This is a genomic window from Amycolatopsis bullii (genome assembly GCF_014654205.1).
Taxonomy (GTDB): Bacteria; Actinomycetota; Actinomycetes; order Mycobacteriales; family Pseudonocardiaceae; genus Amycolatopsis; species Amycolatopsis plumensis.
The window spans coordinates 13,199-37,239 of the sequence record NZ_BNAW01000039.1 but is presented as its reverse complement, the minus strand read 5'-3'; the positions used below and the strand labels follow the sequence as shown (position 1 = coordinate 37,239).

Below are 24,041 nucleotides of genomic sequence, written 5' to 3'. Positions count from 1 at the left end.
CAATGATGACGGTTTTCATTATGGCCCGAGCAACGTACACCCGACTGGCCCGCGCCCGATCGGGCGATCTCCGGGCCGGAACCGGGTTAGGGTTGGGGGGTGCCTCCCCTCGTGATCAGGACACACTCGGCGGGCGGGGACTTCGGCCCCCTGCGTGCCGAGTTTTCGCTGCCGGAGTCGTTCGGGCCCGAGGTGCTCGCCGAGGCGGAGGCGGCCGTCCTCGACCCCCTGGCCAGCGCCGGCCCCCGGGAGGACGCGACGGACCTGCCGCTGGTCACCATCGACCCGCCCGGCGCCAAGGACCTCGACCAGGCGATGGTCGTCGAGAAGACCGCGCACGGCTTCCGCGTCCACTACGCCATCGCCGACCTCGCCGCGTTCGTCCCGCCCGGTGGCGCGCTCGACCGCGAGTCGCGCCTGCGCGGGCAGACGCTCTACCTGCCCGACGGCAACGTCCCGCTGCACCCGCCGGTGCTCTCCGAAGGCGCGGCGAGCCTGCTGCCCGGCGAGATCCGGCCCGCGGTGCTCTGGACCATCGAGACCGACGACGCGGGCGAGCCGACGGCCACCCGGGTCCGCCGCGCGCTGGTCCGGTCCACCGAGCAGTTCGACTACGAGACGGTGCAGGCCGCGCTCGACGCCGGGAACCCGCACCCGTCGGTGGCCGCGCTGCCCGAGCTCGGCCGGCGGCGCCGCGAGCTGGCCGTCCGGCGCGGCGCGGTCGAACTGCAGCTGCCGGAGCAGGAGATCACCGGCGACCCGGACGGCGGCTGGGTGCTCGCCCGCCGCCCGCGCACCGCCGTCGACGCCTGGAACGCCGAAATCTCGCTGCTCACCGGGATGGCCGCGGCGCGGATCATGCTCGACGCGCGGATCGGCGTGCTGCGCACGCTGCCCGACCCGGAGCCCGAGGCCGTCGACTGGCTGCGCCGCTCGGCGGAGGCGCTGGGCATCCCGTGGGCGCCGGAGACGACCGTTTCGGAGTTCCTGTCCCGATTGGACCCCGGCCAGCCGGCGTCGATGGCGCTCTACGCCGACACCACGCGGCTCCTGCGCGGCGCGGGCTACACGGCGTTCGACGGCGAGCTGCCGTCGCTGACGACGCACGCGGGTATCGGCGGCGCGTACGCCCACGTCACCGCGCCGATCCGGCGGCTGGTCGACCGGTTCGCCACGGAGATCTGCCTCGCTGTCTCGGCCGGGCGCGAAGTCCCGGAGTGGGTGCGGGCGGCGCTGGCCGACGTCCCGGAGAGGATGAGCGCGTCGGACACGCTCGCCGCGAAGGTCGAGCGGGCGTGCATCGACCAGGTCGAGGCGTGGGTGCTGGCCGAGCACGTCGGCGGCGAGTTCAGCGCGGTGGTGCTGCGCGCGGACGAGAACAAAGCGGAGATCCTGGTTGAGGACCCGACGGTGATGGCGAAGTGCGCGGGGGAGAAGCTGACCGCGGGGGAGCGGATCGCGGTCCGGCTGACCGCGGTCGACGTCGACAAGCGGAAGGTGTCGTTCGAACGCGCATGACGTACCTGGTCGACGATCTCGGTGAGCCGGTCCCGCTGTCCGGACCGGCCGCACGCGTGGTGTCGCTCGTGCCGTCGCTGACCGAAGCGGTCGAAGTCAGCGCGCCCGGACGCCTGGCCGGCGCGACGGACTACTGCACGCATCCATCCAGTTTGGACGTTCCGCGCGTGGGTGGGTCGAAGTACCCGAAGCTGGACCGGGTGCTCGACCTGGCGCCGGACCTGGTGCTGGCCAACGCGGAGGAGAACCGCCAGGAGGACGTGGAACGCCTGCGCGCCAACGGAATCCCGGTCTGGGTGATGGCCGCGGCGGCGTCGGTGCCGGCCGCGCTGGGCTCCCTGCGGCGGATCCTGACCCAGGCGTACGAGCTGGCCGAGCCGGAGTGGCTGGTGGCGGCGGAGGAAGCCTGGCGGGAGGTCCGGCCGGTGCTCTTCCACGCGGTGGTCCCGGTGTGGCGCAAGCCGTGGATCGTCCTGGGCCGCGACACGTTCGCGGGGGACGTCCTGCGCCGGGTGGGCGTGGCGAACGTGTATGCGACGGCGGAGGAGCGTTACCCGCGGCCGGACGTGGAGGAGCTGCGGGCACACCTGAGCGCGGACGCGGACCTGCTGGTGCTGCCGGACGAGCCGTACCTGTTCACCGAGGACGACGGGCCCGACCACTTCCCGGACGCGCGGTACGTCCTGGTGTCGGGCCGCCACCTCACCTGGTACGGGCCTTCGCTGGTCGAGGCGCACGAGGCCCTCACGGCTGTGCTGGCCGGGCTCTGAAGCCGAAGCCGGTGGCCACCGCGGCACGAACGGCTTCGGCGACTTCGGCCGGGCGGACCGACTCGGTGGTGAGGTGAAGCCAGTTGTCCGGCCGCGGCCGGCCGGTGTCCACGACGAGGGTGGCACCGGGCCCCTCGGCGAGTTCGACGGCGAAGGTCATCGTGGCGCCGAGCCCCTTCGAGTAGGTCGGCTTGCGGCGGACCGTCCAGCGGTAGGCGGTGCCGTCGACGGTGATGAGCCGCGAACCCTTGCGGGGCAGTGTCATGGGGCGCTCCCTGTCCGGCCCGAGGCTACGCTCGAGCCGGACCGGGAGCGAGCTGTTTCAGAGCGTCAGGCCGGTCAAGACCGTTACCCGCTCCTCCGTGAAGTCCGCCATCGCCGCCGCCGGGCCTTCGCGGCCCACGCCCGAGTCCTTCACGCCGCCGTACGGCATCTGGTCGGCCCGGAAGCTCGGCACGTCACCGACGATCACGCCACCCACGCGAAGAGCCGCCGACACCGAGAACGCCGTCGGGACATCGCGGGTGAACACCCCCGCCTGCAGCCCGAACCGGGACGCGTTGATCCGCGAAACCCCCTCCTCGACCGACGACACCCGGACCAGCGAGACCACCGGCCCGAACACCTCCTCGGCCATCACCGGCGCGTCCTCCGGGACGTCCGCCAGCACCGTCGGCTCGACCGTCGCCCCTGACCGGCCGCCGCCGGTCAGGAGGCGGGCGCCCGCGGACACCGCCGAAGAGATCCACGACGAAACCCGGGAGGCGGCGTCGGGGTTGATCAGCGGGCCGACGTCGACACCCTCCGCCCGGGGGTCGCCCACTCCCAACGCGCGCACCTCCGAGACGACCTTCGCGGCCAGCGCGTCGAACACCGAAGTGTGCGCATACACCCGCTGCACCGAGATGCACGACTGCCCCGCCTGGTACATCGCGAAGGTCGCGATCCGCTGCGCCGCGAAGTCCAGGTCCGGCCAGTCCGGGCAGACCAGGACCGCCGCGTTGCCGCCCAGTTCCAGCGCCACGTGCTTGCGCGGTACGCGGTCGCGGATCGCCCAGCCCACCGGGACCGAGCCGGTGAACGACACCACCGGCAGCCGCGGGTCCTCGACCAGCCGCGACGACGTCTCGTTGTCCACCGGCAGGATCGACCACGAGCCCGCCGGCAGGTCCGCCGAAGCCAGGATCTCGCCGAGCAGCAACGCCGTCAGCGGGGTCGACGGCGCGGGCTTGAGCACGATCGGCGCGCCCACCGCGAGCGCCGGGGCCACCTTGTGCGCCACCAGGTTCAGCGGGAAGTTGAACGGCGTGATGCCCAGCACCGGGCCGCGCGGCACCCGCCGCACCAGCGCCAGCCGGCCGGTGCCGCCCGGGTCCGTGTCGAGCCGCTGCAGCTCGCCCGAGAACCGGCGGGCCTCCTCCGCCGCCCAGCGGAACGTCGACACCGCGCGCCCCACCTCGCCGCGGGCCCACTTCAGCGGCTTGCCCGACTCCGCCGTGATCAGCGCGGCGATCTCTTCGGACCGCTCACCCAGCGAACGGGACACGTGGTCCAACGCCCCCGCGCGGACGTGGGCGGGCAGCGTCGCGAACTCGTCGGCGACGTCGGCCGCGGCCTGCACCGCGGCCTCGACGTCCGCCTCCGACGGCACGAAGTGGGACCCCGCCGAAGTACCGTCGTACGGGTGCTCGACCGAGGCGGTCGCACCGCCGGTCACCGGTTTCCCGGCGACCCAGAACGGGAACGTCACGCGCGGGCCTCCGTCCGGACGGCGTGTTCGAGCACCGAAAGGCCCTCGTCGAGCAGGTCGTCCGCCAGCGACAGCGGCGGCAGCAGCCGGACGACGTTGCCGTACGTGCCGCAGGTCAGCACCACCACACCGGCGCGGTGACACGCCGCCGCGACCCGCTTGGTCAGGTCGGCGTCGGGCTCCGAAGTGCCGGCGTGAACGAACTCCGCGGCCAGCATCGCGCCGCGCCCGCGGACGTCGCCGATGACGCCGGTCTCGTCGGCCAGCGCGCGCAGCCGCGGCAGGACGACGCCTTCGATCCGCTTGGCCGACGCGGCGAGGTCCTCGGTCTTCATCGTCTCGATCGAGCCGAGCGCCGCGGCGCAGGCGATCGGGTTGCCGCCGTATGTGCCGCCGAGGCCGCCCGGCGGGACCGCGTCGAGCAGCTCGGCCCGGCCGGTGACGGCGGACAGCGGCAGGCCGCCCGCGATGCCCTTGGCCGTGGCGATCAGGTCCGGCACCACGTCCTCGTCGGTGGACGCGAACCACGAACCGGTGCGGCAGAAGCCCGTCTGGACCTCGTCGGCGACGTACACGACGCCGTTTTCGCGGCACCAGGCCGCGATCGCGGGCAGGAAGCCGCGCGCGGGCTCGATGAAGCCGCCTTCGCCCTGGATCGGCTCCAAAACCACGGCGGCCACCTGGTCGCCGCCGATCTGCTTCTCGACCCGGTCGATGGCCAGCGCGGCCGCTTCGGGACCGGACAGGCCGTCGCGGAACGGGTACGAGCCCGGCACGCGGTAGATCTCGGGCGCGAACGGGCCGAAACCGTGCTTGTAGGGCACGGACTTCGCGGTCATGCCCATCGTCAGGTTGGTGCGGCCGTGGTAGGCGTGGTCGAACACGACGACGGCCTGGCGCCCGGTCGCCACGCGCGCGATCTTCACGGCGTTCTCGACGGCTTCGGCGCCCGAGTTGAACAACACCGACTTCTTCGCGTGGTCGCCCGGCGTCAGCTCGGCCAGCGCTTCGCAGACCTCGACGTACCCCTCGTACGGCGTGACCATGAAGCAGGTGTGGGTGAACCAGCACGCCTGCTTGCGGACGCGGTCGACGACTGCAGGCGCGGAGTGCCCGACGTTGGTCACCGCGATGCCGGAGCCGAAGTCGATCAGCACGTTGCCGTCGGCGTCGGTGAGCAGGCCGCCGCTGGCCGAGGTGACGTAGACCGGCAGCACCGAGCTGACCCCGGCGGCGACGGCGCCGGTGCGCCGCTGCTGCAGCTCGCGCGAGAGAGGGCCGGGGATTTCGGTCTGCAGCCTGCGCTGGCGGGGCGCCGGGGCCTGCGGCGCGGCGGTGGTGCTTGCGGTCACGGCGTGCTCCTGGAAGTCGGGGACGTCCTCAGGATGAGTGCCGCACCGGGCCCCGTCAGCTGGCCGTTCTGTCTAACTGGGCGCGTACGATTGGCCGTTATGGCACTCACGCTGGCCGGCCTGGCCGCCGAGCGCCCGCTCGGCCTGCGGGTGCTGACCGGGGAAGACGTCCTGGACCGCCCGATCGGCTGGGTCCACCCGACGGAGCTGACCGAACCGCAGGCGTTCCTCGAGGGCGGCGAGCTGCTGCTCACCACCGGGTTGGCCCTGGACGAAACGACCTCTCCGGCCTACGTGCGCCGCCTGGTCGAAGCCGGAGTGGCGGGACTCGGGTTCGGCGTCGGGCTCAGCCACGAGTCGGTGCCGCGCTCGCTGGTGGAGACGGCGGCGTCCGTGGGACTCCCGGTGCTGGAGGTGCCGCGGAAGACGCCGTTCATCGCGATCACCCGCGCGGTTTCGCGCGCGGTGGCGGCCGACGAGTACGCGGCGACGGTCCGCGTCGGCCGCGCCCAGCAGGAACTGACCCGCACGGCCGTCGGCCAGGGCGGCCCGGCGGGGGTGGTGCGCAAGCTGGCGAAGCTGGTCGACGGCTGGGTGCTGCTCTTCGACCGCACGACCGTCACCGAAGCGGCTCCGGCGAGTGCCCGCGCGTACGGCCCTTCGTTGCGCGAAGAGCTGGAACGGCTTCGCACCGGCACCCGGATCTTCGCGCTCGACGGGCAGGAAGTCGTGCTGCAGACCCTGGACACGAGCGCGCGCCGGGTGCTCGCCGTCGGGGCGTCGCTCGACACCGCGGGACGGCACATCGTCAACACGGCGGTGTCGGTGCTTTCCCTGGCCCTGGAACAGGATCGCGCCCAGGCGGCGGCGCGGCAGGCCTTGCGGACCGGGCTGCTCGAGCTCTTGGCGGGCGGCCAGGCCGAGCTGGCGCTGCGGGTGCTGGCGGCCACGGGGGGCGAGCCGCCGCGGGCGCCGTGGTCGGTGCTGGTGTTCCTCGGCCCGCCCGCGGCCCGGCGCAAGCTGCTCGACGCGCTGGAGGGCGAGGTGTTCGCGGCGCGTTCCGGTGCCTCGGTGGCGGTTGTCGGGGCCGGCACGGTGGTCGACGCGGTGGCCGAGGCGGCGCTGCGGATCGGCAGCCTGCACGGCGGCGTCGCCGGCCCGGTCTCCGCCGCCGGCTTCGCGGCCGGGCTGGAGCAGGCGGAGCTGGCCGCCCGCGCCGCGGAGGCCGAGGGCAAGATCCTCGTCTCGGCGGCCGAGCACACGGGCCGCGGCCTGCTGTCGCTCATCGAGCCGGTGGTGGCGCAGGCGTTCGCCCACGGTGTGCTGGCCCCGCTGCGCCGCCACGACGAAACCGGCCGCGGCGACCTGGTCGAGTCGTTGCGCTGCTGGCTGGAACACCACGGCCACTGGGACGTCGCCGCCGCCCGGCTGGGCGTGCACCGGCACACGCTGCGGAACCGGATCACCAAGGCGCAGGAACTGCTGGGCCGCGACCTGGACTCGCCGGGCGTCCGGGCGGAACTTTGGGTGGCGCTGCAAACCTGAGCACCACGACGGGCGTCTTCGGTGCATGAGCTGGAAACGCGCGGCTGTCGGGGCGGTGGTCGTCGTGCTGCTCGCGGCCGGAGCGGCCTTCCTGCCGTGGACGGCCAACCACTTCGGCTACGCCCTCCCGGGTGACGACGGGCTCCCGTACCGCATCCACCACGCCGGCCGCGACTACCACAGCTCCGCGACCTGCGCCGGAGCCGGCTGGTGCGAGACGGCGCCCTGCGTACCGCGCGACGAACCGTCCCTGACCCAGGTGGGCGAGGTGGCCACGTTGTTCGGGGCGGCGCACCCGGTGTTCACCACCCGGCCGGTGCCGGAGGGGACGCCGTTGACGGTTCTGGTGCGAGCCGGTCCGGGGTGTTTCGTGGGGTACGCGCTGATGGGCGGCCCTTAGGCCCCGGTCACCAGGATGATCGGCGCGTCCCCGCACCGCCGCAGCCCCGGACCGGGCACCGCCCCCGCCGACCACCACGCCGGGACGTCGGCTTCGCGGACCAGTGACCCCGTCGGGCGGCGGACGCTGTTCGACACGATCACCCGGCCCTGGGCGTTCAGCAGCGCCGCTCCTCGTCCGAGCGAACGCAGCCGCGGCCGCACCGCCCGCTCGAACTCGCGCACGTACACGTCCGCCCCGACCACGCCCGCGAAGGCACCGGACCGGAACACCGGGACCGTGAACGTCAGCGTGTACTCGTCGGTGCACAGGTAATCCACGTACGGGCCGTTGATGTGCCGCCGTCCGGTGTCGCGGGGGACCGTGAACCAGGACTGGCGGGTGTAGTCCAGGAAGTTCTCGCTCGCCGGGTCGAGGCTGATGAACAGCTGGGACGGCTCCGAAGCGGAGCCCGTCCACCACTCGAACCCGAATTCCGAATCGGCCAGCACGTGCGGGGCGCTGACGAAACCGGCGCCGATGATGAGCCCGCCCAGCGCCTCGGTGACCTGCGGGCGGATCCGGTGCAGCGCCGCCGCGGCCGGGGCGTCCGCCAGTACCGACTCGGCCGCGGCCAGCAAAGGCTTGAGCCGCTCGAAAACCCCTTCCACCAACGCGGAAACCTGCTCGACGACCTCGTCGCCGGCCAGCGTGCGGGTGTCGTTCACGGTGCTCACCTCGATGCGCGGAGTAGCGGAAGTTTACGGGGCGAGCAGGCCGAGGTGCACGTCCGCGAGCCGGTCGAGCGCGGCCAGCAGGTGCTCTTCCGTCAGCTTGCGGGCCAGTTCGCCGTCCGCGGCGGAAATCGCCGCGGTGATCGCCGCGTGTTCCTCGCACGAGGGCGCCGCGGGCCCGAGCGGCAGCCACAGCAGTCCGCCCAGCTCGCTCTGCAGGTGAACCTCCTCGTGCGTGAGCCGCGGCGACTGCGCGGCCGCGGCGACCTCCAGGTGGAACTGCCGCTCGGCCCGCGTGAAGTCGAGGCCGTGGGCCGTGCGGAGGTCGTCGGTCGCCAGCCGCAGCCGGGCGACGTCTTCGGGGGAGCTGCGCTCGGCGGCGAGCTTCGCGGCCGCCCCGGCGATCGCGAGGTAGTGGTCGCCGACGTCGCGGAGGTCGGACAGCGACACCTCGCTCAACCGGGCGCGCCAGGCATCCGGCGGCGGGTTGGCCGGCGCGCGGACGAAACTGCCGCCGCTGCGCCCGCGCCGCGTCTCGACCAGCCCCTGCTGCCGCAGGGCCACGAGCGCTTCCCGGACCGTCACGGTCGAGACGCCGAACTGCGCGGCCAGGTCGGCTTCGCTGGGCAGCTGTTCCTGGTCCGCGAGCAGGCCGAGCGTGATGGCGTCGACCAGCCGCGCCGCCACCGCTTCCGCCCGCCCGACCTGGCCGAGCGGAGCGAACATGGCGGATCGCGCGCTGTGCGACATGCCCTTGCGCATCGTGATCCTTCGGCCGTCGAGTACCCGTTCGCACCAATCTTGCCCCATCCCCTTGTCCTATTACATATGAAGTCATATGTTTTAGCTCCCGTCAGCACCGAGGAGTGAGCGTGCAGGAGCTGAAGCACTACGTCGGCGGCGCGTACGTCGAGTCCAAGTCGGACCGGACAGCCGAGATCGTCGACCCCGTCACCGGACGTCCCTACTGCACCGCCCCGATCGCCGGACCCGAAGACGTCGACAACGCGCTGCAGGTCGCCGCGACCGCGTTCGAAACCTGGCGGACGACGACCCCCGCCCAGCGCCAGCTCGCGCTGCTCAAGCTCGCCGACGCCCTCGAAGCCCGCGCCGGGGACCTGGTCGAGGCCGAGTCCGCGAACACCGGCAAGCCGGTCGCCCTGACCATGGCCGAGGAGATCCCGATGATCCTCGACCAGGTCCGCTTCTTCGCCGGGGCCGCACGCGTGCTCGAGGGCCGCGCGGCGGGCGAGTACCTGGAAGGCCACACGTCCTTCGTCCGCCGGGAGCCCGTCGGCGTCTGCGCGCAGGTGACGCCGTGGAACTACCCGCTGCTGATGGCCATCTGGAAGATCGCGCCCGCGCTAGCCGCCGGGAACACCGTCGTGCTCAAGCCCTCCGACACCACCCCGGCGTCGACACTGCTGCTCGCCGAGATCGCCGGCGAGTTCCTCCCGCCCGGCGTGTTCAACGTGCTCTGCGGCGACCGCGACACCGGCCGCGCGCTGGTCGAGCACGACATCCCGGCCATGGTGTCGATCACCGGCTCGGTCCGGGCGGGCATCGAGGTCGCGCGCAGTGCCGCGAACGACGTCAAGCGCGTGCACCTGGAACTCGGCGGCAAGGCGCCGGTCATCGTCTTCGGCGACGCCGACCTCGAAGCGGCCGCCGAGGCCATCGCGCTCGCCGGGTACTTCAACGCGGGCCAGGACTGCACCGCCGCCACGCGCGTGCTCGTCGCCGACGACGTGCACGACACCTTCGTCGCCGCGCTCACCCGGCAGGCCGAGCAGACCAGGACCGGCAAGCCGGACGAGGAAGACGTCGCCTACGGCCCGCTCAACAACGCCGCCCAGCTGGAGAAGGTGGCCGGGTTCGTCGACCGGCTGCCGGAGCACGCCACCGTCCACTGTGGAGGGCATCGGCTCGGCGACGAAGGCTACTTCTACGAAGCGACCGTGGTCTCCGGCGTCCGCCAGGACGACGAAATCAGCCAGAACGAGATCTTCGGCCCGGTCATCACCGTCCAGCGGTTCGCCGACGAAGCCGAGGCGCTGAAGGCCGCGAACGCCGTGCAGTACGGCCTCGCGTCGTCGGTCTGGACCCGCGACCACCAGCGCGCGATGCGGGCCGCCGCGCAGCTCGACTTCGGCTGCGTCTGGATCAACACGCACATCCCGCTGGTCGCCGAGATGCCGCACGGCGGGTTCAAGAAGTCCGGCTACGGCAAGGACCTGTCCCTCTACGGACTCGAGGACTACACGCGCGTCAAGCACGTGATGAGCGCACTGTGAGGGTCGCCGTGCCGAACCAAGCACCCACCACCGAGACGCGGGAAGAGCCCGCGGCGCCGGAAAGCACCGGCCCGGCCATCCGGCTTTCCGGGCTGCGCAAGCACTTCGGGGACGTCCACGCGGTCGACGGCGTCGACCTCGACATCCCGCCGGGCGAGTTCTTCTCGATGCTCGGCCCGTCCGGCTCCGGCAAGACGACGGTGCTGCGCATGATCGCCGGGTTCGAGCTGCCCACCGAGGGCACGATCGAGCTCGACGGCCACGACGTCAGCCGGCTGGCGCCGTTCGAGCGGGACGTCAACACGGTGTTCCAGGACTACGCGCTGTTCCCGCACATGAGCGTGCAGCAGAACGTCGAATACGGCCTGCGCGTCAAGCGCGTCCCGAAGCAGCAACGCCGGGAGCGCGCACTCGAGGCGCTGAAGACCGTGCGGCTGGAGGACTACGGCTCGCGCAAGCCCGCGCAGCTGTCCGGCGGCCAGCGCCAGCGCGTCGCACTGGCCCGCGCGCTGGTCAACCGGCCCAAGGTGCTGCTGCTGGACGAACCCCTCGGCGCGCTCGACCTCAAGCTGCGGCAGGCGATGCAGCTGGAGCTCAAGCAGATCCAGCGGGACGTCGGCATCACGTTCGTCTTCGTCACCCACGACCAGGACGAAGCCCTCACCATGAGCGACCGCATCGCGGTGTTCAACGACGGGAAGATCGAGCAGGTCGGGCCGCCGGAAGAGATCTACGAACGGCCCGCGAGCGCGTTCGTCGCCGGGTTCGTCGGCACGTCCAACCTGCTGGGCGGCCGCGGTGCCGAGAGCGTGATCGGCCGGCCGGGGCTGTTCAGCATCCGGCCGGAGAAGATCCGCATCGACGACGACCTGTCCGAACCCGCCGCGGCCGGGCACACCAGCGCCACCGGCACGGTCACCGACGTCGTCTACGCCGGGGCGACCGTCCGGTACTCCGTCGCCCTCGACGCCGGGGGACAGCTTTCGGTCGTAAGGCAGAACGTCGATGACGCGGCATTCGCCGACGGGCGCGTCCGCCTGAGCTGGCGCAACGAACACAGCTTCCAGGTCAGTGACATCCGGGGCTTCGCCCCGGGCCGGGGGCTCCGCCACCCGGAGCCCCCAAAAAGCGTCCAGTAGTACCTCAGAAGGGTTGCCATGAAGAACAGGAAGACGCGGCTTGCCGGGGTCCTCGGCGTCAGCCTGCTGTTGGCTGCATGTGGCACGTCCGGTTCGAACTCCGCCGCGCCGCCGGGCGCGCAGGGCTTCACGCCGCCGAAGCTGGAGGCGCTGAAGGCGCTCGGGCAGCCGGAAGGCCAGCTGAACGTGCTGGCCTGGCCGGGGTACGCCGAAAACGGCTCGAACGACCCGAAGATCGACTGGGTCACGCCGTTCGAGCAGCAGACCGGCTGCAAGGTGAACGTCAAGCCGTTCGGGACCTCCGACGAGGCCGTCACGCTGATGAAGACCGGCCAGTACGACGTCGTGTCCGCCTCCGGTGACGCGTCGCTGCGGCTCGTCGCCTCCGGGGACGCCGAGCCGGTCAACACCGACCTCGTGCCGAACTACCAAGACGTCCAGCCGTTCCTCAAGAACAAGTCGTGGAACAGCGTGGGCGCCGCGGCCTACGGCATCCCGCACGGCTGGGGCGCGAACCTGCTGACCTGGCGCACCGACAAGGTGACCCCGGCACCGGCGTCGTGGTCGGTCGTGTTCGACGCGAACTCGCCCTACAAGGGCAAGGTGATCGCCTACGACTCGCCGATCTACATCGCCGACGCCGCGCTGTACCTGATGGCGCACCAGCCGGACCTCGGCATCAAGAACCCGTACGCCCTCGACGACAAGCAGTTCACCGCGGCGGTGAACCTGCTCAAGCAGCAACGGCCGCTGGTGTCCGAGTACTGGTCGGACTACCTCAAGGAGTCGCAGGCGCTGAAGAACGCCGACGCCGTCGTCGGCACCGCCTGGCAGGTCACGGTCAACCTGACCAAGGGCGAAGGCGCGCCACTCGAGGCCGCCGTGCCGAGTGAGGGCGCCACCGGGTGGTCGGACACCTGGATGGTCGCGGCGAAGTCGGCGCACAAGACGTGTGCGTACAAGTGGCTCGACTACATCATCAGCCCGAAGGTCAACGCCCAGGTCGCCGAGTACTTCGGCGAAGCGCCGGCGAACACGAAGGCGTGCGCGGAGATGACGGACAAGACGCTCTGCGACACCTACCACGCCAATGACGCGGCGTACGCGGCGAAGATCGCGTACTGGACGACGCCGATCCCGCAGTGCCTCGACGGCCGCACGGACGTCAAGTGCAAGGACTACGGCGAGTGGACGAAGGCCTGGACCGAGATCAAGGGCTGACCCTCCGACCCCGGACGCGGCGGGCTGTGTCCCCCCACTCCGCCCGCCGCGTCCGGCCTTCCCCTGCGAGGTGCGATGACCGCCGTATCCGCCTTCTTCTACCGGAAACCGAAGCTGCGCCTGGGTTTCCTGCTGTCGGCACCGCTGCTCTGGCTCGGCCTGGCCTACCTGGGCGCGCTCGCCGCGCTGTTCGTCACGGCCTTCTGGCACACCGACGCCTTCACCGGCCAGGTCGTCATCGAGTGGTCGATGGACAACTTCACGACGCTGTTCACCGACGCGGTGTACCGCACGATCACCTTCCGCACGGTCGGGATCGCGGCGCTGGTGACGGTGATCGACGCCGTCATCGCGTTCCCGATGGCCTACGCCATGGCCAAGCTCGCTTCGCCGCGGGCGCAGCGGATCCTGGTGATCGCGGTGATGACCCCGCTGTGGGCGAGCTACCTGGTGAAGGCGTACGCCTGGCGCTCGATGCTGTCCGGCAATGGCGCCCTGAGCGCGATTTCGCCCGGGTACGGCGTCACGGCGACGATCATGACGTTGTCGTACCTGTGGCTGCCGTACATGATCCTGCCGATCTACGCGGGCCTCGACCGGCTGCCGAATTCGCTGGTCGACGCTTCGGGTGACCTCGGGGCCCGCTCGCTGAGGACGTTCCGGTCGGTGATCCTGCCCCTCACGTTCCCGGCGATCGTGGCGGGCTCGATCTTCACCTTCTCGCTGTCACTGGGCGACTACATCGCGGTGAAGATCGTCGGCGGCACGTCGCAGATGCTCGGCAACGTCGTCTACGACAACATCGGCGCGGCCAACAACCTCCCCTTCGCGGCCACGGTGGCGACCGTGCCGGTCGTGATCATGCTCGTCTACCTGGCCGCCGTGCGCCGCACCGGCGCGCTCGACAACCTCTAGGAGCTCTCGTGCGCAAGCTGCTGTGGACCGCACTGGGGCTCGGGTTGGCGGTGATCTACTTCCCGCTGGTCGTGGTGCTGCTCAACTCGTTCAACGCGGACACCACGTTCGGCTTCCCGCCGACCCGGTTCACCGTGGAGTGGTGGAGCCGGGCGGCGTCCAACGAAGGCGCGCTGCACGCGTTGTGGACCAGCGTCGAGGCGGGTCTCGCGGCGACGGCGATCGCGCTGGTGCTCGGCACGATGGCGGCGTTCGCCCTGCAGCGCTACCGGTTCTTCGGCCGCAACCCGGTGTCGCTGCTGATCATCCTGCCGATCGCGCTGCCCGGGATCGTCACCGGCATCGCGCTGAACAACGCGTTCAGGACGATCTTGGGCATCGACCTCGGCCTGCTGACGGCGATCATCGCGCACGCGACCTTCTGCATCGTGGTGGTGTTCAACAACGTCGTCGCCCGGCTGCGCCGAATGGGCGGCAACCTCGAAGAGGCCTCGATGGACCTCGGTGCCACCGGCCTCACGACGTTCCGGCTGGTGACGTTCCCGATGCTGCGCTCGGCGCTCCTGGCGGGCGGATTGCTGGCCTTCGCGCTGTCGTTCGACGAGATCATCGTGACGACGTTCACCCTGGGCACCGGCATGGAGACGCTGCCGATCTGGATCTACAACAACCTGTTCCGGCCCAACCAGGCGCCGATCGTGAACGTGGTGGCGGCGGTCCTGATCGTCGTGTCGACGGTCCCGGTGTACCTGGCCCAGCGGCTGTCCGGCGACACCGCGTCGGGTGGCCGGCTCTAGTGCACCGACCGGATCGTGCCGCCGTCCACGCGGATCGGCCCGTTCCTGCTGGTGCTGCGTTCGGCGGCCGACCCGAGGGCGGCGGTGCTACTCGCGGAACGAGTCCGTCGCCGCGCGCAACGCGGCCAGCACGCCCGGGTCCGTCACCGCGTGACCGGCGCCCTCGAGCAGCTTCAGTTCCGAACCCGGCCACGCCCGGTGCACCTCGTACGCCGTGACCGGCGGGCACACCGTGTCGTAGCGGCCCTGGACGATCACGCCCGGGATCCCGGCCAGCTTGCCCGCGTCGCGGATCAGCTGCCCGTCGTCGAGCCAGGCGCCCCGGGTGAAGTAGTGGACGGCGAGCCGGGCGAACGTCAGCGCGAACGCCGGGTCGGCGTACTGGCGGACGAACGCCTCCTGCGGCAGCACCGACACCGTCGCGCCCTCCCAGGTGCTCCACGCCACCGCCGCACGGTGCCGGACGTCTTCGGCCGGGTCGTCGAGCAGCACCGCGTACCCGGAGAGGGGGTCGTCGCGCAGGGAGGCGGGCAACGGTGCCAGGAACGCTTCCCACTCGCGAGGGAACAGGTGGGCCGCCCCGCCGCGGTAGATCCAGTCCAGCTCGCTCTGCCGGACGGTGAACACGCCCCGCAGGATGATCTCGCTGACGCGCGAAGGGTGCGTCTCGGCGTACGCCAGCGCGAGCGTCGCGCCCCAGGAGCCGCCGAAGAGCTGCCAGCGCTCGATGCCGAGGCGTTCGCGCAGCAGTTCCATGTCGGCGACCAGGTGCCACAGGGTGTTGGCGGTGAGGTCGCCCGCGTCCGGTGTCGACTGCCCCGAGCCGCGCTGGTCGAACAGGACGATCCGGTAGGCCGAGGGATCGAAGTGCCGCCGGGCCATCGGGGCGATCCCGCTGCCGGGCCCGCCGTGCAGCACCACGACCGGCTTCCCGGCCGGGTTGCCCGCCTCCTGGCACCGGATCCGGTGCCCGTCGCCGGTCTCCAGGAACCCTTCGGCGCGCGGGGCGATCGGCGGGTACAGCTCGTCCATGCGGGCCACTGTGCCGTAGAGCCTTGGCCGTCGCCCCGACGCCCCGCCGCCGAGTGCCGGGACGACGGCCAAGAAAGGTGGGGACCCGCCCCCGCCGCCGGGCTGAGCGGGTCCCCGGTTCGAGGGGCGTCAGCCGGGACGGGCAGTCCGCTCACGCATTCCGATCCTCCTCGTCGAGGGTGCGAAGTTCGTCGTGGCGGCGACGGGCTAAACGCTAAGCCACGAGTCGAACACCAGTCAAGAACATGATTTAAGTTCATATATGTGAACAGCAGCTGTGATGACGCTGAGTGTCGCCGTCCCCCTTGCCTCGCGCTTGCGAAAGAGCCGGTACTTTTCGGTGTCGGGTTCGGCAAAAAAGGGGTACGGAATGTCTGCGGTGACCTATTTCGAGGCGATTGTCGTCGGGGCACTGCAAGGGGTGTCGGAATTGTTTCCGGTGTCCAGTCTCGGCCACAGCATCCTGCTGCCGGCCTGGCTCGGCGGGTCCTGGCAGCGGGACCTGAGCATCGGGAAGGACTCGCCGTACCTCGCGGTGCTGGTGGCGATGCACGTCGCCACCGCGCTCGCGCTCGTCCTGTTCTTCCGCAAGGACTGGGTGCGGATCATCGGCGGCCTGTGGACGTCGATCCGCCACCGCGAGGTCCGCACCCCCGACCAGCGGCTCGCGTGGCTGCTGGTGCTCGCCACCATCCCGGTCGGCCTGGCCGGGCTGCTCTTGGAAGGCCTGCTGCGCGACTTCCTCGGCAAGCCGGTGCCGTCGGCGATCTTCCTCGCGCTCAACGGCGGTGTGCTCTACGCCGCCGAGAAGTTCTCCCGGCGCAAGCCCGCGGAGGAAGCGGACACTGTGGACTTCTCGGCCGAAGACACGCTGGTCATGCGGGCGGTCTCGGTCGAGGAGGCGACCGACGTCCGGCTCGCCAAGCTGCGGGTCGGGGAGGCGGTGCTGATCGGCGCCGCGCAGATCCTCGCGCTGCTGCCGGGCATCAGCCGCTCGGGCATCACGATGGTCGCCGGCCTGCGCCGCGGGCTCGGGCACGAGGACGCGGCGCGGTTCGCGTTCCTGCTCGCCACGCCGGTGATCCTCGCCGCGGGCGTGCTCAAGATGCCGACGCTGTTCGCCTCCGAAAACCACGCCTCGCTCGGTCCCGCCCTCGTCGGCAGCGTCATCGCCGGGGTCGCTTCGTACATTTCTGTCCGGTTCCTCACCGGATACTTCGAAACGCGCACTCTGACCCCGTTCGCCATTTACTGCGTGGTCGCCGGGATCGGCAGCCTGATCTTCTTCGCGGTGTGAGATGCCGCTGACGTTGGACGCCCCGGCCGTCTTCTGTGTGCTCGTCGCGGGCACGCTCTACGTCCGCGCGGCCCGCCGCCGCGACTGGCCGCCGGGCCGCACGACGGCGTTCCTCGCCGGGCTGGCGACGATCCTGGTCGTCACCTGCTCACCGCTGGCGGTCTACGACACGACGTTCTTCTGGGTCCGCGCGGTCCAGACGGTCACGCTGCTGATGATCACGCCGCTGCTGCTCGCGCTGGGCGCTCCTATCCGGCTGCTTCTGGACACCGTCCCGGCCCGGTGGCTGCGGCGGCACGGCCGCGGCCCGCTCGCCCGTGCGCTGACGTTCCCGCCCGTCGTCACGGTCGTCCTGGTCGCACCGGTGCTGGTGCTCTACCTGACGCCGCTCTACGACCTCACGCTGCGCTCGCCGCTCGCCGACGGCCTGGTCCGGCTGGTGCTGCTCGGGGCCGGTTTCACGTACTTCTGGACGCGCCTGGGGCTCGATCCGACGCCGCGCGAGGACCCGCACCTCGTGTCGGTGTGGATCGCCTTCGCCGAGGTGATCTTCGACGGTGCGCTCGGCCTGGTGCTGTGGCTCGGCCCGCTGCTCGCGCCGGCGCACTACGCGGCCGCGCACCCGGGCTGGGGGCCGGATTTGCGCACGGACCAGATCATCGGCGCGGGTGTGCTGTGGATCGGCGGAGACGTCGCCGGCCTGCCGTTCGTCGTCGCGTTGTTCGTGCGGTGGGCCCGCGACGACGAACGGCGGGCGAAGCAGCTCGACGTCCAGCTGGACGAAGCCCCGCCGACCGGCCTGTGGTGGGAGAACGACCCGGCCCTCGCGGAACGGTTCAAGCGCCGGTGACCCGGGTGTCAGTCGTGGAACGCGTGCTCCGGCGCCGGGAACTCTCCGCGCCGGACGTCCTCGGCGAACGCCGTGGCCGCGTCCTGCAGCACCGTCGCGACGTCGGCGTAGCGCTTGACGAACCGCGGTGCCTTGCCGCGCCGCAGCCCGGCCATGTCCTGCCAGACGAGCACCTGCGCGTCGCAGTCCGGGCCCGCGCCGATGCCGACCGTCGGGATCTTCAGCTCCGCCGTGACGCGCTTGGCGGCCTCGGCGGGCACCATCTCCATCACCACCGCGAACGCCCCGGCCTCCTGCAGCGCCAGCGCGTCGGCGAGCAGCACGTCCGCCGCTTCGCCGCGCCCCTGCACCCGGTAGCCGCCGAGGTTGTGTTCACTCTGCGGGGTGAAGCCGATGTGGCCCATCACCGGCACGCCGGCCGACGTCAGCGCCTCGACGTGCGCGGCGAACCGCCGCCCGCCTTCGAGCTTGACGGCGTGCGCGCGGCCCTCTTTCATGAACCGGACCGAGGTTTCCAGCGCTTGCTGCGGCGAGAGCTGGTAGGAGCCGAACGGCAGGTCGGCGACCACGAGAGCCCGCTTGACCGACCGGGTGACCGCCCGGACCAGCGGCAGCAGCTCGTCGACCGTCACCGGCAGCGAGGTGTCGTAGCCGAACACGTTGTTCGCCGCGGAGTCGCCGACGAGCAGCACCGGGATCCCGGCCTCGTCGAACAGGGCGGCCGTGTACATGTCGTAGGCGGTGAGCATGGGCCACGGTTCGCCGCGTTCCTTCAGCTCGCGCAGGTGGTGGACGCGGACCTTCCGGCCCGGCGACGGCTTGGGGGCCGATCCGGTGCCGTAGGGGGCGGGTTCTTCGGCGGTGGCAGACATCGTCGTCGACCGTCCTTCCCTCGAGGCCTCGGTGAGGTCCCCGGGTCGTGGAGCAGAGGCGTCCCAAAGCGTGACACGCCCCCGGACCGCCGCAGGCGACCTGCGACAAGCTTCACACCCCCGAGGACGACCGGCCGTCAGCCTTCAGGTTGATGCCGGCGGACAACCGATGCGGGTTCACTCACGTCAAGAGGACGGCATGACCACCGACCGGCCGCGAAAGGCGACGAAACCACCCATGGGAAACCTCGCGAGCTCGCGCCCTCGCCTCCCCGCTTGGAAGGCGAAGGCGGGCGGCATCGTCGCGACCGTGGTCCAGCTGGCCGCGGTGTTCTCGGTGATCCTGCTCTTCGCCGGCGGCGCGCACGGCCGCCTGCTCAACGGCATCGACATGGCCTTCTCCGGCCTGAGCGTGCCCACCAGCGAGAGCCTGGTCATGGTGCTGCTGCTGGTGGTGCTCGGGGGCGCCCTGCGCCGCCGCAAGAAGGCCGCGCTGTACACGCTGGTGCTGTTCCAGGTCGGCGGGCTGCTGCTCACCCTGGTCCTCCAGGCGACGCTGCTGTGGTCACCCGAACTGCTGACCCTCGGCCCGAAGCAGGTCCGGCACATCCCCGCGCAGCTGTGGGTGCTGACCGTCGCCGACGTCGTCTCGATCGGGCTGATCGTGTTCCTGCTCGCGCTGCGCCCGGCGTTCCCGGCCCGGCTCGCGCCGAGCGCCTGGCGCGACGGCCTGAGCATGCTGTTCGGCGGGTTCGCCGTGGTCATCCTGGTCGGCTGGGGCCTGGCCGAGACCTTCCCCGGCCACCTCGGCGACACGTGGGAGCGCTTCGCCTGGGTCGTCAACCACGCCACCGGTGAGAACCTCCAGCTGCGCCGGATCGGCGTCGGCGAGGGGCCCGCCTGGCTGGACCTCTTCCTCGACCTCAGCGCGACCGCGGTCGCCACCGCGGCGCTGTACCTGCTCTTCCGCGGGGTGCGCAGCCGGGCCCTGCGGACCGACGAAGACGAGCTGCGCCTGCGCCGGCTGCTCGCCGAACACGGCGAGGACGACTCTCTCGGCTACTTCGCCACCCGGCGTGACAAGAGCGTCGTCTTCGCGCCGAACGGCCGCGCGGCGGTGACCTACCGCGTCCTCGGCGGCACCAGCGTCGCCAGCGCCGACCCGGTCGGCGACCCGGAGGCGTGGCCCGACGCGGTCCGCGCGTGGCTCGACGAGACGCGCACGTACGGCTGGACCCCCGGCGTGCTGGGCGCGAGCGAACGCGGCGCGAAGGCGTACACCGGCGCGGGCCTGCGGGCGCTGGAGATCGGCGACGAAGCCGTGCTCGACGTCCGCGAGTTCAGCCTGGCCGGGCCCGAACGGCGCTCGGTGCGCCAGGCCGTCAAGCGCATCCAGCGGGCCGGGTACACCTCGCGCGTCCGCCGCCACGGCGAGATCCCCCAGGCCGAGATGACGGAGCTGCTGGCGCGGGCGCAGGCCTGGCGCGGCGCCGAGACCGAACGCGGCTTCTCGATGGCGCTGGGGCGGCTCGGGGACCCCAGCGACGGCCGCAGCGTGATGGTCGAGGCCTACGACGGCCACGGCGAGCTGCGCGGTCTGCTGTCGTTCGTCCCGTGGGGCCGCCGCGGGCTTTCGCTGGACCTCATGCGCCGCGACCGCGACGCCGAGAACGGCCTCAACGAGTACATGATCGCCGAGGTCGTCGCGGCCGCCCAGCACCTCGGCGCGCAGCGGATCTCGCTCAACTTCGCGATGTTCCGCGCGGTGTTCTCCGAGGGCGAGCGGATCGGCGCGGGCCCGGTGCTGCGGGCCTGGCGCGGGATCCTGAGCGTGTTCTCGCGGTTCTTCCAGCTGGAGTCGCTGTACCGGTCCAACGCCAAGTACGGGCCGGACTGGGAGCCGCGGTTCCTCTGCTACTCCTCGGCCCGGCGGCTGCCGCGGGTCGGGATCGTGGCGGGCGCGCTCGAAGGGTTCGTCCCGACCGGACGGTCGCGGTCGCTGCGGCTGGAGACGGTCAGCGACGACTTCGTCGCGCGCGTCAAGGAGATCGAGGAGTCGGCGGCGGCACCGGCGCCGAAGACCGTGCGGCGGCCGGAACAGGTCCGCGTCCGCATCGCCAAGCTCGACAAGCTGCGCGAGGCCGGCATCGACCCGTACCCGGTCGGGTTCCGCCGCGACGACCACATCGGGGACGTCGTGGCGAAGTACGGCGGCCTGGCCCCGGACACCAGCACCGGGCACCGGGTCCGGATCGCCGGGCGCGTGCTGAACCTGCGCATCCTCGGCGGCCTGTGCTTCGCCCGCGTCAAGGACTTCAGCGGCGAGATCCAGCTGATGCTGGAGGCGGGCGAGCTGGACCTCACTCGCTGGCGGACCGGCGTCGACCTCGGCGACCACGTCGGCGTCAGCGGCCAGGTCGTGACGTCGAAGCGGGGCGAGCTCTCGGTGCTCGTCGACGAGTGGACGGTCACCGCGAAGTGCCTGCACCCGCTGCCCGACAAGCGGAAGGGCCTCACCGACCCGGAGACGCGGGTCCGGCAGCGCTACCTCGACCTCGCCGTCAACCCGGACTCGACGAACATGCTGCGGCTGCGGTCCACTGTGGTCCGCGCGGTGCGCGACCGGCTGCACCACGCCGACTACCTCGAAGTCGAGACGCCGATGCTGCAGACGGTCCACGGCGGCGCCAACGCCCGGCCGTTCGTCACCCACATCAACGCCTACGACATGCGGATGTACCTGCGGATCGCGCCGGAGCTGTACCTCAAGCGGCTGTGCGTGGCCGGTGTCGAGCGCGTCTTCGAGCTCAACCGCAACTTCCGCAACGAAGGCGTCGACGCGACGCACAACCCCGAGTTCACGATGCTCGAGGCGTACCAGGCGTACGCGGACTACGACACGATGAGGACGCTGACGCGCGAGCTCGTCCAGCACGCGGCCGAAGCGGCGTACGGCGCCCAGGTCGTGCGGCGGCCCGATGCCGACGGCAAGCTCGCCGAGTACGACATCTCCGGCGACTGGCCCGTCGTGCCGGTCCACGAGGCCGTCTCGGCGGTCTTCGGCGAGCAGGTCGACTCGGGAACGCCGGTGGCCGAACTGCGCCGCCTGTGCGTGGCCGCCGGGGTGCCGGTGGGGGAGGACCCGAGCCACGGCGATCTGGTGCTCAAGGCGTTCGAGCACCTCGTCGAGGGCGCGACCGTGCTGCCGACCTTCTACACCGACTACCCGACCGACGTCTCGCCGCTGACCCGCCAGCACCGCACGGACCCGCGGCTGGCCGAGCGGTGGGACCTGATCGCGTTCGGCTCCGAGGTCGGCACGGCCTACACCGAGCTGACCGACCCGATCGAGCAGCGGCGGCGGCTCGAAGGGCAGTCGCTGCGCGCGGCCAGCGGCGACGTCGAGGCGATGGAGCTGGACGAAGACTTCCTGCTCGCCCTGGAGCACGGCATGCCGCCGACCGGCGGCCTCGGCCTGGGCGTCGACCGGCTGCTGATGATGCTCACCGGGGCGTCGATCCGCCAGACGGTCCTGTTCCCCTTCGTCCGGCCGCAGGCATAACGACTCGGTGGACCTGGTCACGGCGACGGGCCGGGACGCCGCCGGTCGCTTACGCTCTGCCTCGTGCGCACGGCTCGGATCGCCTCGGCCCTCCTGATGGGGGTGGCCGTCCTCGCGTATTCGGGCTGGCTCCTGGAGTTCTTCCTGAGCACCGGCGTTTCCCCGGTGCACGACCCGGCGTCGGCGCTGCTGGCCGGGCCACCGGTGTTCCGCGTCCTGCTCGCCGTGTCGGGGGTGGCGTTCGTGCTCGCCGGGCCCCCGCTGCACCGGCTCGGGCCTGTCCAGTGGTCGGCGCGGCTGAGTTCGATCTCGGTGAGCGCGTTCGGCGTGCTCGTGCTGCTGCAGGCCGCCTATCCCGAGCGCAGCGACCTGCTGTCGTCGCTGCTCAGCGTCGTGCTGGTGGCCGGGGTGATCAGCCTGATCCTGTGGTGGCCGCCGGGCTGGCGCGCGCTCGCGGTCGCGGGCCTGGTGCTGGTGCTGGCGACGTGGGCGGCCGTCGTGCTCGCCCGGCAGCTGGACGCCTACGAGGGCGTCTTCACGCGCGTGCAGCTGGTGGTCCGCGCGGCGCTGTACGGCACCGGCGGGGTGTACGCCTTCGTCAAGCCGGCGCCGCGGCACGCGCACCGATAGCGGAAATCCGCCCGAAAATGTCGGTGCCGGGTGGCACGATCGCCGGCAGGTATCTCTTGGCGGAAGGATCGACATGGCGGGAAACGTGCGCCCGGTGGCCGACGAGCGTGACGGGCTGCTCAGCTTCTTGGAGCAGCAGCGGTACGTGCTCAGACTGGCGGCCCACGGGTTGACCGACGATCAGGCGAGGCTGGCCTCGACGAAGAGCACGCTGACGGTGGGCGGCCTGATCAAGCACGTCGCGAGCACCGAGAACGGCTGGATGGACACCGTGCTGCAGGTGCCGCAGAAGCCGTTCCACGAGGCGATGGCGGAGTACGAGGACGCGCACCGCCTGCGCGAAGACGAGACCCTGGCGGGCGTGCTGGCCCGCTACGACGAGGTGGCCGCCCGCACGGCGGAGGTCATCGCGGGCATCGACGACCTCGGCCAGGCGGTGCCGGTGCCGAAGGGCGTGCCCTGGTTCCCGCAGGACGTCGACGCGTGGTCGGTCCGCTGGGTCCTGCTCCACCTGATCCAGGAGACGGCCCGCCACGGGGGCCACGCCGACATCATCCGCGAGCACATCGACGGCGGCACGGCCTTCCCCCTGATGGCCGCGGCCGAGGGCTGGCCGGAGTCCCCCTGGATCAAGCCGTGGACCCCCGAACCCCACCCCGCCTGACCCCGGCCCGGCTCGCGGCCCACCCGCGAGCCGACCCCTCAATCACGCGTGATGCCCCGCCAATCACGCGCGATGCCTCCGCAGTCACGCGTGATGCCCTTCCGCGCACACCGCGGAAGGGCTCAGAACAGCGTCGGCTCGTCCGCCAGGGCGCCCTCGATCACGAGCATCCGGCGTTTCGTCCCGACGCCGCCCCGCGCCGAGAACCCGCCGTCCTTGCCGCCCGCCGCCAGCACCCGGTGGCACGGCACGATGATCGGGAACGGGTTGTGTCCCATCGCCTGCCCGACGGCCTGTGCCGATCCCGGCTGCCCGAGCCGGCGGGCGATGTCGCCGTACGTCAGCGTCTTGCCCGGCGGGATCGTCCGCGCGACCTCGTACGCGCGCCGGTTGAACGCCGGCACGCCCGAGAAGTCCAGCGCCACCGAAGCCAGGTCCTGACGCACGCCGCCCAGCAGCGCCACGATCCCGTCCACCGCCTCCTGCACCGGCGCCGGCGGCGGCCCCTCGACGGCGTCCGGGAACCGCCGCACCAGCCAGGCCCGGGTCCGCGCGGCACTCCCCTCGGGCAGCGACGTCCCGATCACGACGTCGTCGCGCCAGGCGAGCCCGCACACGCCGATCGCCGTGTCGAACACCGTGAACCCCGTCGTCATGCCGCTCAGCCTACGACCGAAGAGGGGTACCGCCGCGCCCTGAATGATCGCTAAGTTCGGTTTG

Annotated in this window: 22 protein-coding genes; 14 read left to right on the top strand and 8 right to left on the bottom strand. The window is 71.8% G+C overall.

Annotated features, from left to right (window positions below):
• Positions 1-111 precede the first annotated feature (111 nt).
• Positions 112-1,518, top strand: coding sequence for an RNB domain-containing ribonuclease (locus IE317_RS32090; RefSeq protein WP_191315111.1), 1,407 nt, complete (start codon positions 112-114; stop codon positions 1,516-1,518).
• Positions 1,515-2,288, top strand: coding sequence for a helical backbone metal receptor (locus IE317_RS32085; protein ID WP_191315110.1), 774 nt, complete (start codon positions 1,515-1,517; stop codon positions 2,286-2,288). Before IE317_RS32090 ends, IE317_RS32085 begins: the two co-directional genes overlap by 4 nt.
• Here the strand turns inward: IE317_RS32085 and IE317_RS32080 are convergent.
• The 3 genes from IE317_RS32080 to gabT are packed head-to-tail and all read right to left on the bottom strand — an operon-like array spanning position 2,263 to position 5,390.
• A complete protein-coding gene (locus IE317_RS32080; RefSeq protein WP_191315109.1) occupies positions 2,263-2,553 on the bottom strand; it encodes a hypothetical protein in 291 nt (96 codons plus the stop codon). The two genes, IE317_RS32085 and IE317_RS32080, sit on opposite strands and share 26 nt — an antisense overlap.
• A 57-nt stretch (positions 2,554-2,610) precedes the next feature.
• Positions 2,611-4,038 (bottom strand): aldehyde dehydrogenase family protein, encoded by a 1,428-nt coding sequence (locus IE317_RS32075; RefSeq protein ID WP_191315108.1) that lies wholly within the window; start codon positions 4,036-4,038, stop codon positions 2,611-2,613.
• The gene (gene gabT, locus IE317_RS32070) at positions 4,035-5,390 is read right to left on the bottom strand and encodes a 4-aminobutyrate--2-oxoglutarate transaminase (RefSeq protein WP_191315107.1); all 1,356 of its coding nucleotides are present in this window, start codon (positions 5,388-5,390) and stop codon (positions 4,035-4,037) included. Before gabT ends, IE317_RS32075 begins: the two co-directional genes overlap by 4 nt.
• Before the next feature lie 99 nt (positions 5,391-5,489).
• Between gabT and IE317_RS32065 the strand changes: the two genes are divergently transcribed.
• Together IE317_RS32065 and IE317_RS32060 are read left to right on the top strand one after the other, a co-directional pair.
• Entirely contained in the window at positions 5,490-6,935 is a 1,446-nt protein-coding gene (locus IE317_RS32065; RefSeq protein ID WP_191315106.1) for a PucR family transcriptional regulator, read from the top strand.
• A 25-nt stretch (positions 6,936-6,960) separates the two neighbouring features.
• A complete protein-coding gene (locus tag IE317_RS32060) occupies positions 6,961-7,335 on the top strand; it encodes a hypothetical protein (protein ID WP_191315105.1) in 375 nt (124 codons plus the stop codon).
• Here the strand turns inward: IE317_RS32060 and IE317_RS32055 are convergent.
• Together IE317_RS32055 and IE317_RS32050 are read right to left on the bottom strand one after the other, a co-directional pair.
• A complete protein-coding gene (locus IE317_RS32055) occupies positions 7,332-8,042 on the bottom strand; it encodes a cache domain-containing protein (protein WP_191315104.1) in 711 nt (236 codons plus the stop codon). The two genes, IE317_RS32060 and IE317_RS32055, sit on opposite strands and share 4 nt — an antisense overlap.
• 33 nt (positions 8,043-8,075) lie before the next feature.
• Positions 8,076-8,810, bottom strand: a complete 735-nt coding sequence (locus tag IE317_RS32050; protein ID WP_191315103.1) for a FadR/GntR family transcriptional regulator — start codon at positions 8,808-8,810, stop codon at positions 8,076-8,078.
• Positions 8,811-8,920: 110 nt separating this feature from the next.
• On the opposite strand from IE317_RS32050, the gene IE317_RS32045 reads away from it, so the two are divergent.
• The 5 genes from IE317_RS32045 (at position 8,921) to IE317_RS32025 (ending at position 14,414) form a co-directional block, all read left to right on the top strand.
• A complete protein-coding gene (locus tag IE317_RS32045) occupies positions 8,921-10,342 on the top strand; it encodes a gamma-aminobutyraldehyde dehydrogenase (RefSeq protein ID WP_191315102.1) in 1,422 nt (473 codons plus the stop codon).
• The gene (locus IE317_RS32040) at positions 10,339-11,481 is read left to right on the top strand and encodes an ABC transporter ATP-binding protein (protein ID WP_229903032.1); all 1,143 of its coding nucleotides are present in this window, start codon (positions 10,339-10,341) and stop codon (positions 11,479-11,481) included. The genes IE317_RS32045 and IE317_RS32040 overlap by 4 nt, the downstream gene beginning before the upstream one ends.
• Before the next feature lie 18 nt (positions 11,482-11,499).
• Positions 11,500-12,702 (top strand): ABC transporter substrate-binding protein, encoded by a 1,203-nt coding sequence (locus tag IE317_RS32035; RefSeq protein ID WP_191315100.1) that lies wholly within the window; start codon positions 11,500-11,502, stop codon positions 12,700-12,702.
• Positions 12,703-12,777: 75 nt separating this feature from the next.
• Positions 12,778-13,617, top strand: a complete 840-nt coding sequence (locus IE317_RS32030; protein ID WP_191315099.1) for an ABC transporter permease — start codon at positions 12,778-12,780, stop codon at positions 13,615-13,617.
• Positions 13,618-13,625: 8 nt separating this feature from the next.
• Positions 13,626-14,414, top strand: coding sequence for an ABC transporter permease (locus IE317_RS32025; RefSeq protein ID WP_191315098.1), 789 nt, complete (start codon positions 13,626-13,628; stop codon positions 14,412-14,414).
• Positions 14,415-14,501: 87 nt separating this feature from the next.
• Here IE317_RS32025 and pip read toward each other — a convergent pair whose 3' ends face one another.
• A complete protein-coding gene (pip, locus tag IE317_RS32020; protein ID WP_191315097.1) occupies positions 14,502-15,446 on the bottom strand; it encodes a prolyl aminopeptidase in 945 nt (314 codons plus the stop codon).
• A gap of 370 nt (positions 15,447-15,816) precedes the next feature.
• On the opposite strand from pip, the gene IE317_RS32015 reads away from it, so the two are divergent.
• Positions 15,817-16,743: an undecaprenyl-diphosphate phosphatase gene (locus IE317_RS32015; RefSeq protein ID WP_191315096.1), complete on the top strand. Its 927-nt coding sequence runs from the start codon at positions 15,817-15,819 to the stop codon at positions 16,741-16,743.
• Position 16,744: 1 nt separating this feature from the next.
• Positions 16,745-17,593 (top strand): cytochrome c oxidase assembly protein, encoded by an 849-nt coding sequence (locus IE317_RS32010; protein WP_191315095.1) that lies wholly within the window; start codon positions 16,745-16,747, stop codon positions 17,591-17,593.
• An 8-nt stretch (positions 17,594-17,601) separates the two neighbouring features.
• On the opposite strand, the gene panB is transcribed toward IE317_RS32010, so the two are convergent.
• Positions 17,602-18,465, bottom strand: coding sequence for a 3-methyl-2-oxobutanoate hydroxymethyltransferase (gene panB, locus IE317_RS32005; RefSeq protein WP_191315094.1), 864 nt, complete (start codon positions 18,463-18,465; stop codon positions 17,602-17,604).
• Positions 18,466-18,703: 238 nt separating this feature from the next.
• On the opposite strand from panB, the gene lysX reads away from it, so the two are divergent.
• The 3 genes from lysX to IE317_RS31990 all read left to right on the top strand — a co-directional run bounded on the left by lysX (position 18,704) and on the right by IE317_RS31990 (position 23,321).
• On the top strand, positions 18,704-22,027 hold the full coding sequence (gene lysX, locus IE317_RS32000) for a bifunctional lysylphosphatidylglycerol synthetase/lysine--tRNA ligase LysX (RefSeq protein WP_191315152.1): 3,324 nt from the start codon (positions 18,704-18,706) through the stop codon (positions 22,025-22,027).
• Between the two features lie 63 nt (positions 22,028-22,090).
• Complete coding sequence (locus tag IE317_RS31995) at positions 22,091-22,657, top strand: hypothetical protein (RefSeq protein ID WP_229903031.1); 567 nt, start codon at positions 22,091-22,093, stop codon at positions 22,655-22,657.
• 73 nt (positions 22,658-22,730) lie between these two features.
• Positions 22,731-23,321 (top strand): DinB family protein, encoded by a 591-nt coding sequence (locus tag IE317_RS31990; RefSeq protein WP_191315093.1) that lies wholly within the window; start codon positions 22,731-22,733, stop codon positions 23,319-23,321.
• A gap of 122 nt (positions 23,322-23,443) precedes the next feature.
• Here the strand turns inward: IE317_RS31990 and IE317_RS31985 are convergent, their stop codons facing one another.
• Positions 23,444-23,977 carry a methylated-DNA--[protein]-cysteine S-methyltransferase gene (locus IE317_RS31985; RefSeq protein ID WP_191315092.1) on the bottom strand — a complete coding sequence of 178 codons (534 nt, stop codon included), beginning with the start codon at positions 23,975-23,977 and terminating at the stop codon, positions 23,444-23,446.
• Between the last annotated feature and the right edge of the window lie 64 nt (positions 23,978-24,041).

What these genes read in the sequence shown, in the direction of transcription:
- IE317_RS32085 (WP_191315110.1), top strand. Translation starts at nt 1,515, where the DNA reads ATGACGTACCTGGTCGACGATCTCGGTGAGCCGGTCCCGCTGTCCGGA.
- IE317_RS32080 (WP_191315109.1), bottom strand. Translation starts at nt 2,553, where the DNA reads ATGACACTGCCCCGCAAGGGTTCGCGGCTCATCACCGTCGACGGCACC.
- IE317_RS32065 (WP_191315106.1), top strand. Translation starts at nt 5,490, where the DNA reads ATGGCACTCACGCTGGCCGGCCTGGCCGCCGAGCGCCCGCTCGGCCTG.
- IE317_RS32060 (WP_191315105.1), top strand. Translation starts at nt 6,961, where the DNA reads ATGAGCTGGAAACGCGCGGCTGTCGGGGCGGTGGTCGTCGTGCTGCTC.
- IE317_RS32050 (WP_191315103.1), bottom strand. Translation starts at nt 8,810, where the DNA reads ATGCGCAAGGGCATGTCGCACAGCGCGCGATCCGCCATGTTCGCTCCG.
- IE317_RS32035 (WP_191315100.1), top strand. Translation starts at nt 11,500, where the DNA reads ATGAAGAACAGGAAGACGCGGCTTGCCGGGGTCCTCGGCGTCAGCCTG.
- IE317_RS32030 (WP_191315099.1), top strand. Translation starts at nt 12,778, where the DNA reads ATGACCGCCGTATCCGCCTTCTTCTACCGGAAACCGAAGCTGCGCCTG.
- pip (WP_191315097.1), bottom strand. Translation starts at nt 15,446, where the DNA reads ATGGACGAGCTGTACCCGCCGATCGCCCCGCGCGCCGAAGGGTTCCTG.
- IE317_RS32015 (WP_191315096.1), top strand. Translation starts at nt 15,817, where the DNA reads ATGTCTGCGGTGACCTATTTCGAGGCGATTGTCGTCGGGGCACTGCAA.
- IE317_RS32010 (WP_191315095.1), top strand. Translation starts at nt 16,745, where the DNA reads ATGCCGCTGACGTTGGACGCCCCGGCCGTCTTCTGTGTGCTCGTCGCG.
- panB (WP_191315094.1), bottom strand. Translation starts at nt 18,465, where the DNA reads ATGTCTGCCACCGCCGAAGAACCCGCCCCCTACGGCACCGGATCGGCC.
- lysX (WP_191315152.1), top strand. Translation starts at nt 18,704, where the DNA reads ATGGGAAACCTCGCGAGCTCGCGCCCTCGCCTCCCCGCTTGGAAGGCG.
- IE317_RS31990 (WP_191315093.1), top strand. Translation starts at nt 22,731, where the DNA reads ATGGCGGGAAACGTGCGCCCGGTGGCCGACGAGCGTGACGGGCTGCTC.
- IE317_RS31985 (WP_191315092.1), bottom strand. Translation starts at nt 23,977, where the DNA reads ATGACGACGGGGTTCACGGTGTTCGACACGGCGATCGGCGTGTGCGGG.